The following is a 12,687-nucleotide window of genomic DNA, read 5'->3' as shown; positions in this document are numbered from 1 at the left end:
ATCGCCGTGGTCGCCTCGGGGGAGCGGATTCGCGAGAGAATCGAGGGATGCGGCACTACCTGGACCATGCGGCGACCACGCCTCTGCGGCCTGAGGCGCGCGATGCCTGGCTGGAAGCGACCGAGACGGTCGGCAACGCCTCTTCGACGCACGGCGCCGGGCAGGACGCGCGGCGTCTGCTCGAGGAATCGCGCGAGCGCGTTGCGGCGGTGCTGGATGCCGATCCGATCGAGATCGTGTTCACGTCTGGTGGCACCGAGTCGATCAACCTCGCACTGCAGGGGCTCTGGCGTTCGCGCCCCGCCGGCGCGGAGGCGATCGTGATGCCGGATGCCGAGCACCACGCCACGATGGACACCGTCGCGGCCCTGGCTGAAGAGGGTGCGCAGGTGCGTGCCGTCGGTGTCACAGCGCTGGCCGGCATCGACATGGACGCCTTCGCCCGCCAGCTCCCCGGGGCGGCCCTCGCCACGGCTCTCGTCGCGAACAACGAGGCGGGCACCGTCAACGATGCGGCCGCGCTGGCCTCGTCGAGCGCGATCGCCGGGGTGCCGCTCCACCTCGACGCCGTCGCCGCCCTCGGTCACCTGCCCCTCTCCTTCCGCGGGCTGCGGGGGGATGCGGCACCCGGGGTCGGACTCGTCGCGCTGAGTCTGGCCGGGCACAAGATCGGTGCACCCGTCGGCGTCGGCGTCCTCGTCACTGCTCGGACGGCCCGGATGACCGCGATGCTCCGCGGTGGTGCCCAGCAGCGCGGTCTCCGCGCCGGGACCCAGGACGTGGCCGGGGCCGCGGCCTTCGCGACGGCTCTGGAGCTCGCCGAGTCGGAGCGCGAAGTCGAGGCCGTTCGTCTGTCCGCTCTGCGCGACCGTCTCGTCGCCGGCATCCGCTCGGCCGTACCCGCCGCGGAGCTGCTCGGTGACCCGGTCCACCGGCTCCCCGGCAACGCCCACGTGCTCTTCCCCGGTGCGGTGGGGGAGAGCCTCCTGTTCCTCCTCGACGTCGCAGGTGTCGCCGCATCCACCGGCTCCGCCTGCCAGGCGGGCGTCGCCGAGCCCTCGCACGTGGTGATGGCCATGGGCCGGAGCGAACGGGACGCCCGGAGCGTGCTGCGGTTCTCGCTCGGTCGCACCTCGACGGATGCCGACGTCGACGCGGTGCTCGACGCGATCGCCGACGCCTACCTCCGCGCATCCGGGTCCGGCACAGGCGCACGCTCGTAGACTGGTCTCATGCGGATACTGGCGGCGATGAGCGGCGGAGTCGACTCCGCCGTCGCGGCCGCGCGTGCCGTGGAGGCGGGGCACGACGTGGTCGGCGTGCACCTGGCGCTCTCCCGAGCCGGCGGAACGCTGCGGACGGGAAGCCGCGGATGCTGCACGATCGAGGACGCCCTCGATGCGCGCCGCGCCGCCGACCTGCTCGGCATCCCGTTCTACGTGTGGGACTTCTCCGAGCGCTTCCGCGACGACGTGATCGACGACTTCATCGCCGAGTACCAGGCCGGACGTACGCCGAACCCGTGCATGCGCTGCAACGAGAAGATCAAGTTCGCCGCCCTCCTGGAGCGCGCGATCGAACTCGGCTTCGACGCCGTGTGCACCGGTCACTACGCCACGCTCATCGACGGCGAGCACGGGCTTGAGCTGCATCGAGCCTCGGACAACGCGAAGGACCAGTCCTACGTGCTCGGGGTGCTCACGACCGAGCAGCTCGCGCACACCTACTTCCCGCTCGGCACGACGCCGTCGAAGGCGATCGTGCGTGCGGAGGCGGAGGCGCGCGGGCTGACCGTCGCGCAGAAGCCCGACAGCCACGACATCTGCTTCATCCCCGACGGCGACACCCGCGGATGGCTCGCCGAGAAGGTCGGCACCGCCACCGGCGAGATCGTCGATCGCGCAGGCGAGGTGGTCGGGTCGCACGAGGGGGCGCACGCCTTCACGGTCGGACAGCGCCGGGGGCTCAAGCTCGGCGTGCCGGCGGCCGACGGCAAGCCGAGGTTCGTGCTCGAGGTGCGCCCGGTGTCGAACACCATCGTCGTGGGTCCGAAGGAGGCTCTCGCGATCGCGGAGATCGCGGGCGAGCGCTACAGCTGGGCCGGTGCAGGGCCCGTCGACTCGTCCTTCGCGTGCCATGTGCAGATCCGCGCGCATTCCGAGCCCGTCGCGGCCGTCGCGACGGTGACCGACGACGGCGTGCGTGTCGTTCCCGAGGTCCCGCTCGACGGTGTCGCGCCGGGGCAGACCGCGGTGCTCTATGTGGGGACGCGCGTGCTCGGGCAGTTCACGATCGACACCACCGTGTCGGCCGTGCCCGTCGGCGCGTAGATCTCGATGGATGTCGGCGCCCGCTCGTAGACTGACGGGGTGCCGGAGAACATCTCGCTGGAAGACGCCCGAACCGAAGCCGAAGAGCTGACCACTCGCATCCTCGAGGCGAAGGACGCCTATTACGGGCGCGACACCTCGGTCGTCGACGACTTCACCTACGACGGCTGGATGCACCGTCTCGAAGAGCTCGAGCGCCTGCACCCCGAACTGCAGGGCCAGGACTCCCCGACGCAGATGGTCGGCGCTGCCGAGGCGACGGGCCTCGCCACCATCGAGCATGCCGAGCGGATGCTGAGCCTCGACAACGTCTTCTCGATCGAGGAGCTGCGGGAGTGGGCCGCGAAGACCCAGGCATCCGCCGGGCGGAAGGTCGCCTGGCTCACCGAGCTGAAGATCGACGGGCTCGCCATCAACCTGCGTTACGAGAACGGCGTGCTCACGTCGGCGGCCACGCGAGGAGACGGGCGCGTGGGTGAGATCGTCACGGAGAACGCGCTCCGGCTGCCGGAGATCCCCGAGCGCCTCAGCGGTGAGGGACATCCCGAGATCGTCGAGGTCCGCGGAGAGGTCTTCATCCCCGTCGCGGCGTTCGAGCGGCTCAATGCCGCGCAGGCGGCCTTCCGTGACCGCGCCTACAACGACGCGCTCGCACGCTGGGAGGCGCGCGGCGGAGCCAAGAAGCCGTTCGACGAGGAGAAAGCCCGCACGGCCGCTGCACGGCGGTTCCCCTCGTTCGCGAATCCTCGGAACGCGGCGAGCGGCGGACTCCGCCAGCAGATCGAAAAGAAGGACGGGCTCGAACTCGAGGCGGGGCTCCTGCGCATCGAGTCGCTCGCGCTCTACGTGCACGGCGTCGGCGCCTGGGTGAATCCGCCGGTCGAGGCGCAGAGCGAGGTCTACGACCTGCTGGCGGAGTGGGGCCTGCCGACGAGTCCGCACACCAGGGTGTGCGGCTCGATCGACGAGGTGGCGTCGTTCGTCGAGTACTTCGGCGAGCACAGGCACGACATCGAGCATGAGCTCGACGGGATCGTCGTCAAGGTCGACGAGCTCGAGCTGCACGATGAGCTCGGCGCGACCAGCCGAGCTCCGCGGTGGGCGATCGCCTACAAGTACCCGCCGGAAGAGGTGCAGACGAAGCTGCTCGACATCGTCGTCTCGGTGGGTCGGACCGGTCGCGCCACACCGTTCGCCGTGATGGCGCCGGCGCAGGTCGCGGGTTCCGTGGTCCGTCAGGCGACCCTGCACAACAAGGACGTGGTGAAGGCCAAGGGCGTGCTCATCGGCGACACGGTCGTACTGCGCAAGGCGGGCGACGTGATCCCCGAAGTGCTCGGACCGGTGGTCGACAAGCGCGACGGCTCGGAGCGCGAGTTCGTGATGCCGGTGGAGTGCCCGGAGTGCGGAACGGCGCTGCGGCCCATGAAGGAGGGCGACATCGACCTCCGCTGCCCGAACGCCCGCTCGTGCCCCGCACAGGTGCGCGGTCGTGTCGAGCACATCGGGTCGCGTGGCGCACTCGACGTCGAGGCCCTCGGCGAGGTCACCGCCGCCGCACTCACTCAGCCGACCTCGCCAGAGGTGCCCCCGCTGGAGACCGAGGCGGGGCTGTTCGATCTCACGATCGAGCAGCTCGTACCGATCGAGCTCTTCGTGCGCGACGCCGAGACCGGGCTTCCGAAGGAAGACGAAGACGGGCTCGTGAAGACGAGGGCACCGTTCCGGCGCAACCCCACGGCCGCCGAGAAGAAGGCCGGCGCGGAAGGCCCGCAGCCGTCGTCGCAGGCCATCACCCTGCTGGCTGAGCTCGAGAAGGCCAAGACGAAGGACCTGTGGCGGCTGCTCGTGTCGCTGAACATCCGCCACGTCGGTCCGTCCGCGGCTCGGGCGCTGGCGCAGTGGTTCGGCTCACTCGAAGCGATCCGTGCGGCATCCCGCGATGAACTCGCGTCGGTCGAGGGAGTCGGCGGCATCATCGCCGACTCGCTCCTCGCGTGGTTCGAGATCGACTGGCACCAGGAGATCGTGCTGCGCTGGACGGAGGCGGGCGTGCAGTGGTCGACGCCCGGCCATCCGGGTCCTGGCGGTGCGATCGCGGCGGGCGGGGTGCTCGAGGGACTCACGATCGTCGCCACGGGCTCGCTCGACGGGTATACCCGCGATGGTGCGCAGGAGGCCATCATCATGGCAGGTGGCAAGGCCGCCTCGAGCGTGTCGAAGAAGACGGACTTCGTCGCCGCCGGCCCCGGCGCCGGCTCCAAGCTCGGGAAGGCCGAAGAGCTCGGCATCCGCATCCTCGACGCGGCGCAGTTCCACATCCTCGTGACCGAGGGGCCTGACGCTCTCGCATGAAGCGCTACGGACCGCTGATCGCCGTCCCTGATGCGCTGGCTGTCGGCGATCCCGGGCGGAACCACCTGCGACTCACGCCGGACGCGGTGATCCTCCGGGAGGGCGTCGACAACCGAGGCATCGTGCCGTGGTCGAGTGTGGAGAGCATCCTGCTGGATGTGCCGACCACGCGTTTCCGGCTGCCGGGGCTCGTCGGCACGATCGTGCTGGGTGCTCTGACCGCGGTGGCCCTGTCCGATCTCGGCGTGGATCCGGATGACGGCGCGGTGACTCTCACGGTCGACGGAGAGTCGACGACCGTGCCGCTGAGCCGTCACCACGTCGGCGGATACTGGGAGCCGACGGTCATGGGCGCGCACCGATTGCTCACGCACCTCATCGAGAATCCGGAGCAGCGTGCGCTTCTCGCACATCCGGAGTCGCTGATCGATATCGCGGCGCAGCTCGCGCGGGAATCGGTCTAGCCCGCCGGGCACCGTCGATCGCAACGGCATCCTGTACGGGTGGTGTCAGTCCACGGCATCGCGCACGAGCAGCACGGGGGAGACGTCGAAGCCCAGGCGTCGATAGAGCGAAACCGCGCCGACGCTGGAGTTCACGACGACCTTGGCCGCACCTGCGGACACTGCATGCTGATACGCCGCAGAGACGAGCTCTGTCCCGATCCCGTGCCCCCGATGCTCCGGCAACACGAACACACTCTGGATGTCGGCGGACAGCCGTTCCACCTGACCCGGCCTCGGCACGCGCGGAAGCAACGCGACCCACGCCGCGCCGACGATCCCGTGCTCGCCCGAGCGTGCGACGAACGCGAAGTGGGAGCGCCGGTGATCGCGCCACCAGGTATCGAGGTCCGCCGCGAACTCGACGGCCGACTCTGCGCGAGAGGAACCGTCCATATCGTCACGCCATTTCAGAAGCGCGAGGCCGTCCACATCATCGAAGGTGGCCTGTTCGATCAGCACGCTCGCCGCCGTTCGCTCAGCTCTTGTGGCGGGGCTTGCGGAACGGCTTGTCCTCGCGGTCGCCGCGCGGCGGGCGCTCGTCGCGATCACGTCGCTCGTAGCCGCCCTCGCGCGTGTCGCTGCGTCGAGCCCCCGGGCCGCGGTCCGGCTTGATCTCGATCAGTCGTCCCGAGATGCGCGTGTCGCGCAGTTTCTCGAGCACGGTCGGGCTGAGGTTCGCCGGCAGTTCGACCGTCGAGAAGTCGGGACGGATGTTGATCACGCCGAAGTCGTCGCGACCGAGACCACCCTCGTTCGCGAGAGCGCCGACGATCTGACGCGGCTCGACCCGGTGTCGACGGCCCACCTCGATGCGGTACGCGGTGTAGTCGCCGCGACCGCGACGCTCGGTGCGGGGCTCACGCGGCTCGCGCGTATCCCTGGTGCCGCGGGCACCACCCTCGCGGGGCGGCCGGTTGTCGGCTTCGACCGCTTTGGCCAGCCGGTCTTCGGCGGGGTCGAGCAGGAGCGGGGTGTCGCCCTGCGAGACGATCGCGAGCGCGGCCGCGACGTCGGCTTCGGGCACGTCGTGGTTGCGCACGTAGTGGGAGATCACGTCGCGGAACTTCTCGACCCGCGCCGTGTCGCCGAGCGCGGCGGTGATCGCATCGTCGAACCGCGCGAGACGCGTGGTGTTGACGTCATCGGTCGTCGGCAGCTGCATCTGAGTGGGCTGCTGGCGTGTGGCCTTCTCGATGTGCTTGAGCAGGTAGCGCTCACGGGGCGTGATGAAGCTGATCGCATCACCCGTGCGGCCGGCCCGGCCGGTGCGACCGATGCGGTGCACGTAGGACTCGGTGTCGGTGGGGATGTCGAAGTTGATGACGTGGCTGATGCGCTCGACGTCGAGTCCGCGGGCAGCGACATCGGTCGCGACGAGGATGTCGAGCTTGCCGTCCTTCAGCTGGTTGACGCTGCGCTCGCGCTGCACCTGCGCCACGTCGCCGTTGATGGCGGTCGCCGAGTACCCACGTGCACGGAGCTTCTCGGCGAGGGTCTCGGTCTCGTTCTTCGTGCGGACGAAGACGATCATCCCGTCGAAGTTCTCGACCTCGAGGATGCGCGTGAGCGCGTCGACCTTCTGCGCGTACGACACCACCAGGTAGCGCTGCGTGATGTTGGTGCCGGTCGCGGTCTTCGACTTGATGCTGATCTCTTCCGGGTCGCTCAGGTACTTCTGCGCGAGGCGGCGGATCTGCGGAGGCATGGTCGCCGAGAAGAGGGCGACCTGCTTCTCGGAGGGGGTCTGGGCGAGGATCTGCTCGACGTCTTCCGCGAAGCCCATCTTGAGCATCTCGTCGGCCTCATCGAGCACCAGGTACTTCAGCTCGGACAGATCGAGCGTGCCCTTCGCGAGGTGGTCCATGATCCGGCCCGGAGTGCCGACGATCACGTGCACACCACGACGCAGTGCCGACAGCTGCACGCCGTAGCCCTGGCCGCCGTAGACGGGGAGGACGTGGACGCCCTTCATCTTCGAGGCGTAGGACTCGAACGCCTCGCACACCTGCAGTGCGAGCTCGCGGGTCGGCGCGAGCACGAGTGCCTGGGGAATCTTCTGCGACACGTCGAGGCGCTCGAGCACCGGGAGTGCGAAAGCCGCGGTCTTGCCGGTTCCGGTCTGCGCCTGTCCGACGACGTCGCGTCCGGACAGCAAGGTCGGGATCGTCGCGGCCTGGATGGGGGAAGGCGTCTCGTAGCCGAGATCCTTGATGGCTTTGAGGACGGGCCCGGTGATGCCGAGCTCCTCGAATCCGGGGGTCGCGGGGGAGTCCTCGGGGGCGTCGGTCAGCACTGCATCTTCAGGAGTCACTACCCAAGGGTAGCGCCCCCACGCTCTCAGCGCCTGTGAGGGCGTCCTCAGCGGCCCGTCGTCAGAGCGACGAGCTTCTCCTTCACCTGTCGGCGCAGCACCTTCCCGATCAGCGACTTCGGGAGTTCGTCGACCACGAAGATGCGCCGCGGCACTTTGTAGGGGGTGAGGATGCTGCGGGCGAACTCGCGGATCGCCTCGACATCCACATCCGTACCACTGTCCACGACGATCGCCGCGACGACCTCTTCGCCGGAGTGCTCGCTCGCGAGCCCGACGACCGCGGCATCCACCACCTGCGGATGCTGTCGCAGCGCGTTCTCGACCTCGGTGGGCGCGACGTTGAACCCGCCGGTGATGATGAGCTCCTTGATGCGGTCGACGATGCGGATGAAGCCGGCCTCGTCGATCGTGACGATGTCTCCCGTGCGGAACCAGCCGTCGACGAACACCTCTTCGGTCTCCTCCGGCTTGCCGTAGTAGCCCGAGAAGACCTGCGGTCCGCGCACGACGAGCTCACCGGGCGAGCCCTCCGGCACGTCCTGCGTGGGGTTCTCCGGATCGACCACACGGCATTCGGTTCCGGGGAGGGGGAGTCCGACCGTGCCGGGTACGCGGTGCTCGGCGACGGGGTTGGCCATCAGCACCGGGGAGCATTCGCTGAGGCCGTATCCCTCGACGAGGTATCCGTGCGTGGCTTTCTCGAACGGGACGACGAGTTCGTGCGGCAGTGCCATCGCGCCGGAGATCGCCACCTCGATGCCGTCGAGGGAGACGCCCTTCTCGCGCGCGGCGGCGAGCAGCCGATCGGCGATCGGCGGAACGAGCGGCAGGAACGTCGCGGGGTGCTTCTTCACGACATCCAGCACCAGGTCGGGATCGAACTTGGGGAAGAGCACGAGCCGAGCGCCCATCGACATCGCGAAGGTCAGGCAGAGCGTGAGGCCGTACGCGTGGAACATCGGCAGCACCGCGTAGACGACGCATCCCTTGCCGCGTTGGATCGACGGCACCCATGTCCGGGCCTGCGCCGCGTTGGCGAGCAGATTCCGGTGGCTGAGCGAGGCGCCCTTGGGAGTGCCGGTGGTGCCGGACGTGTACTGGATGATCGCCAGGTCGTCGGTCGACGGCTTCGGGTGCGACGCGGGGATCGGTGCCGACTTCACGAGAGCATCCCAGGTGATCGTGCCTCGCACCTTCTCGGTGAGTGCGGCGCGTGACTCGCGCGCCTTCGCGACCGGCAGCCGCAAGGCCACGCGGGTGAGGAAGGGCATCGCCTGCGTCACATCGACCGAGATGAGATTCGTGACGGCGAGGTCGGCCGGGAACTCCTGCACCGTGGCGACGACCTTGTTCCAGACGATCGCATGCTTCGCGCCGTGATCCTCGAACTGCTTGCGCAGCTCCCGCGGCGTGTAGAGCGGGTTGTGCTCGACGACGACGGCGCCGAGTCGGAGGACGGCGTAGAACGCGACGATGTGCTGCGGGCAGTTCGGCAGCACGATCGCGACCGGATCGCCCGCTCGCACGCCCAGATCGCGGAGCCCGGCGGCAGCGCGGTCGATCGCGTCCTGCAGCTCGGCGTAGGTCGTCTCCCTGCCGAAGAACTGGAGGGCGGGGGCCTCGGGATAGTCCCTCGCGGATGCCGCGACGATGTCGATCAGCGATCCCTCGACGGGAGCGAGGTCTTCGGGAACACCGGCGGCATAGCTGGCGACCCACGGGCGAGGAGGCTGGAACGGGCTCACGTGCCCAGCATAAGGTGACGGATCCGATCGGGCAGGGCGCGACGGACGCGCCAACTAGACTGGAAGCGTGTCTGAAATCACCCCTGATCTCGTGCGCCATCTCGGCGTGCTCGCGCGTATCCAGCTGAACGACGACGAGGTGACGCGGCTCACGGGCCAGCTCGACGCCATCGTCGACAACATCGCCAAGGTTTCGGAGGTGGCGACCGCCGACATCGTCGCGACGAGCCACCCGATCCCGCTGAGCAACGTTTTCCGTCCCGACGTCGTCGGGGAGACCCTGACGCACGAGCAGGTGCTGCAGAACGCTCCGGACGCCGCCGACGGCCGGTTCCGCGTCACCGCGATCCTGGGAGAAGAGCAGTGAGCGACATCATCCGACTGACCGCTGCGGAACTCGCCGACAAGCTCGCGTCCCGTGAGATCTCGAGCGTCGAGGCCACGCAGGCGCACCTCGATCGCATCGCCGCCGTCGACGGCGACGTCCACGCCTTCCTGCACGTGAACGAGGGCGCTCTCGCGGCAGCCGAGGCCATCGACGCCCGACGCGCGGCGGGGGAGCAGCTCGGTCCGATCGCGGGCGTTCCGCTGGCGATCAAGGACGTGCTCGTCACCGACGATCAGCCGACCACCAGCGGTTCGCGCATCCTCGAGGGCTACCGCTCGCCGTACGACGCGACCGTCGTGGCTCGCTCGCGTGCCGCGGGGCTCATCCCGCTCGGCAAGACCAACATGGACGAGTTCGCCATGGGGTCCTCCACGGAGCACTCCGCGTACGGTCCCACCCGCAACCCGTGGGACCTCGACCGCATCCCCGGCGGCTCCGGCGGCGGTTCCGCTGCCGCCGTTGCAGCCTTCGAGGCGCCGCTCGCGCTCGGCTCCGACACCGGCGGATCGATCCGTCAGCCCGCACACGTCACGGGCACGGTCGGCGTGAAGCCCACCTACGGCGGCGTGAGCCGCTATGGGGCGATCGCCCTCGCCTCGAGCCTCGACCAGGTCGGACCCGTCACGCGAACCGTGCTCGACGCGGGCCTGCTGCACGATGTCATCGGCGGGTACGACCCGAAGGACTCCACGTCGCTCCGCGATGCGTGGCCCTCGTTCGCGGATGCCGCCCGCGAGGGTGCCCGCGGTGACGTGCTCAAGGGCCTCAAGGTCGGTGTCATCCGGGAGCTCCCGGACAGCGGTTTCCAGCCCGGCGTCGCGGCGTCCTTCCGCAGCGCGCTCGCGCTGATGGAGGCGCAGGGTGCGGAGATCGTCGAGATCGGCGCACCCCACTTCGAGTACGGCGTGGCCGCGTACTACCTGATCCTCCCGGCTGAGGCGTCCAGCAACCTGGCGAAGTTCGACTCCGTCCGGTTCGGGCTGCGCGTCACCCCCGACGGCAACCCGACCGTCGAGGACGTGATGTCCGCGACTCGCGACGCCGGCTTCGGCGACGAGGTCAAGCGCCGCATCATCCTGGGCACCTACGCACTGTCCGCGGGCTACTACGACGCGTACTACGGCAGCGCGCAGAAGGTGCGCACGCTCATCCAGCAGGACTTCGCGAACGCCTTCGCCGAGGTCGACGTGATCGCGACGCCGTCGGCGCCGACCACGGCGTTCAAGATCGGCGAGAAGATCGACGACCCGCTGCAGATGTACCTGAACGACGTCACGACCATCCCGGCGAACCTCGCCGGCGTCCCCGGTATCTCGATCCCGAGCGGTCTCGCCGAGGAGGACGGGCTGCCGGTCGGCATCCAGTTCCTCGCGCCCGCTCGTGAGGACGCTCGTCTGTACAAGGTCGGCGCCGCACTCGAGACCGTGCTGCTCGACTCCTGGGGAGCCCCCCTCCTCACCCGCGCACCCCAGCTCGCAGGAGGAAACCGCTGATGGCCACCGCCAAGCTCATGGACTACGACAAGGCGCTCGAGCTGTATGAGCCCGTCCTCGGCTTCGAGGTTCACGTCGAGCTCAACACCAACACGAAGATGTTCTCGGACGCGCCGAACCCGGCCAACGAGAAGTACCACGCGGCCGAGCCGAACACCCTCATCGCTCCCGTCGACCTCGGCCTGCCGGGGTCGCTGCCCGTGGTGAACGAGACGGCGATCCGCTCATCGATCAGCCTCGGCCTCGCGCTCGGCTGCTCGATCGCCGAGTCGAGTCGTTTCGCTCGGAAGAACTACTTCTACCCGGACCTCGGCAAGAACTACCAGATCTCGCAGTACGACGAGCCGATCGCGTATGAGGGGTCCGTCGAGGTCGAGCTCGAGGACGGCACGATCGTGACCATCCCGATCGAGCGCGCGCACATGGAGGAGGACGCCGGCAAGCTCACCCACATGGGCGGAGCGACCGGACGCATCCAGGGCGCCGAGTACTCGCTCGTCGACTACAACCGGGCAGGCGTCCCGCTGGTCGAGATCGTCACGAAGGTGATCGTCGGCACGGAACACCGAGCGCCGGAGGTCGCCAAGGCCTACGTCCAGACGATCCGCGACATCGTCCGCGGTCTCGGCATCTCCGAGGCCCGTCTCGAGCGCGGCAACCTGCGCTGCGATGCGAACATCTCGCTCCGTCCGCGCGGAACCGAGAAGCTCGGCACGCGCACCGAGACCAAGAACGTGAACTCGATGCGCTCGGTCGAGCGCGCGGTCAAGTACGAGATCCAGCGCCAGGCGCAGATCCTCGCCGACGGCGGCACCATCACCCAGGAGACGCGGCACTGGCACGAGGACACCGGCACCACGTCGCCGGGTCGACCGAAGTCGGATGCCGACGACTACCGGTACTTCCCCGAGCCCGACCTGCTTCCGGTCGAGCCCGCCGCCGCGCTGATCGAGGAGCTGCGTGCCGCGCTGCCCGAGCAGCCCGTCGCCCGTCGCCGTCGCCTGATGACGGAGTGGGGCTTCACCGACCTCGAGTTCCAGGATGTGCGCAACAACGGCGTCCTCGAAGAGGTCGCGGCGACGATCGCCGCCGGAGCGACCCCCGCGACGGCGCGCAAGTGGTGGACGGGTGAGATCTCCCGCCTGGCCAACGCGCAGGAGAAGGACGCGTCCGAGCTCATCAGCCCGGAGAACGTCGTCGCTCTGCAGAAGCTCATCGACGCGGGAACGCTCACCGACAAGCTCGCGCGCCAGGTGCTCGAGGGCGTCATCGCGGGTGAGGGCACCCCGCAAGAGGTCATCGACGCGCGCGGGCTCGCCGTGGTGTCGGACGACGGCGCACTGATCGCCGCCATCGACGAGGCTTTCGCTGCGCAGCCCGACGTGCTCGCCAAGATCAAGGACGGCAAGGTGCAGGCGGCCGGTGCTGTGATCGGTGCGGTCATGAAGGCCATGAAGGGACAGGCCGACGCCGCGCGTGTCCGCGAGCTCATCCTCGAGCGCGCGGCGCAGTAGCGCCTCGACGGGCTCGGCCGCCTCGGTGCGCTGAGCCCGTCG

General features: G+C 69.2%; 10 protein-coding genes. 7 read left to right on the top strand and 3 right to left on the bottom strand.

Going from position 1 to position 12,687, the window contains the following annotated elements; translation table 11 throughout:
* The first annotated feature begins 47 nt into the window (after positions 1 to 47).
* Genes ABD648_RS03100 through ABD648_RS03085 form a run of 4 tightly spaced genes read left to right on the top strand, consistent with a single transcriptional unit; the run spans position 48 to position 5,149 of the window.
* On the top strand, positions 48 to 1,223 hold the full coding sequence (locus ABD648_RS03100) for a cysteine desulfurase family protein (RefSeq protein WP_282217250.1): 1,176 nt from the start codon (positions 48 to 50) through the stop codon (positions 1,221 to 1,223).
* Between the two features lie 9 nt (positions 1,224 to 1,232).
* Positions 1,233 to 2,330 carry a tRNA 2-thiouridine(34) synthase MnmA gene (mnmA, locus tag ABD648_RS03095; RefSeq protein ID WP_282217249.1) on the top strand — a complete coding sequence of 366 codons (1,098 nt, stop codon included), beginning with the start codon at positions 1,233 to 1,235 and terminating at the stop codon, positions 2,328 to 2,330.
* 39 nt (positions 2,331 to 2,369) lie between these two features.
* Positions 2,370 to 4,685 carry an NAD-dependent DNA ligase LigA gene (ligA, locus tag ABD648_RS03090; RefSeq protein ID WP_282217248.1) on the top strand — a complete coding sequence of 772 codons (2,316 nt, stop codon included), beginning with the start codon at positions 2,370 to 2,372 and terminating at the stop codon, positions 4,683 to 4,685.
* Positions 4,682 to 5,149, top strand: a complete 468-nt coding sequence (locus ABD648_RS03085) for a hypothetical protein (RefSeq protein ID WP_282217247.1) — start codon at positions 4,682 to 4,684, stop codon at positions 5,147 to 5,149. The genes ligA and ABD648_RS03085 overlap by 4 nt, the downstream gene beginning before the upstream one ends.
* A gap of 45 nt (positions 5,150 to 5,194) precedes the next feature.
* Here ABD648_RS03085 and ABD648_RS03080 read toward each other — a convergent pair whose 3' ends face one another.
* The 3 genes from ABD648_RS03080 to ABD648_RS03070 form a co-directional block, all read right to left on the bottom strand.
* A complete protein-coding gene (locus ABD648_RS03080; RefSeq protein WP_282217246.1) occupies positions 5,195 to 5,740 on the bottom strand; it encodes a GNAT family N-acetyltransferase in 546 nt (181 codons plus the stop codon).
* Positions 5,667 to 7,484, bottom strand: a complete 1,818-nt coding sequence (locus tag ABD648_RS03075; protein ID WP_282217491.1) for a DEAD/DEAH box helicase — start codon at positions 7,482 to 7,484, stop codon at positions 5,667 to 5,669. The genes ABD648_RS03080 and ABD648_RS03075 overlap by 74 nt, the downstream gene beginning before the upstream one ends.
* Positions 7,485 to 7,549: 65 nt before the next feature.
* The gene (locus ABD648_RS03070; RefSeq protein WP_282217245.1) at positions 7,550 to 9,250 is read right to left on the bottom strand and encodes a long-chain-fatty-acid--CoA ligase; all 1,701 of its coding nucleotides are present in this window, start codon (positions 9,248 to 9,250) and stop codon (positions 7,550 to 7,552) included.
* Positions 9,251 to 9,317: 67 nt separating this feature from the next.
* Between ABD648_RS03070 and gatC the strand changes: the two genes are divergently transcribed.
* The 3 genes from gatC to gatB are packed head-to-tail and all read left to right on the top strand — an operon-like array spanning position 9,318 to position 12,645.
* Complete coding sequence (gene gatC / locus ABD648_RS03065; RefSeq protein WP_282217244.1) at positions 9,318 to 9,617, top strand: Asp-tRNA(Asn)/Glu-tRNA(Gln) amidotransferase subunit GatC; 300 nt, start codon at positions 9,318 to 9,320, stop codon at positions 9,615 to 9,617.
* Complete coding sequence (gene gatA, locus ABD648_RS03060) at positions 9,614 to 11,131, top strand: Asp-tRNA(Asn)/Glu-tRNA(Gln) amidotransferase subunit GatA (protein WP_282217243.1); 1,518 nt, start codon at positions 9,614 to 9,616, stop codon at positions 11,129 to 11,131. The genes gatC and gatA overlap by 4 nt, the downstream gene beginning before the upstream one ends.
* The gene (gene gatB, locus ABD648_RS03055; RefSeq protein ID WP_282217242.1) at positions 11,131 to 12,645 is read left to right on the top strand and encodes an Asp-tRNA(Asn)/Glu-tRNA(Gln) amidotransferase subunit GatB; all 1,515 of its coding nucleotides are present in this window, start codon (positions 11,131 to 11,133) and stop codon (positions 12,643 to 12,645) included. Before gatA ends, gatB begins: the two co-directional genes overlap by 1 nt.
* Positions 12,646 to 12,687: the final 42 nt, after the last annotated feature.

Origin of the sequence: Microbacterium luteolum, from assembly GCF_039533965.1 — a bacterium.
In the GTDB taxonomy this organism is placed as follows: domain Bacteria; phylum Actinomycetota; class Actinomycetes; order Actinomycetales; family Microbacteriaceae; genus Microbacterium; species Microbacterium luteolum.
The sequence above is the reverse complement of the archived record's forward strand: the minus strand, read 5'-3'. Positions and strand labels throughout refer to the sequence as shown.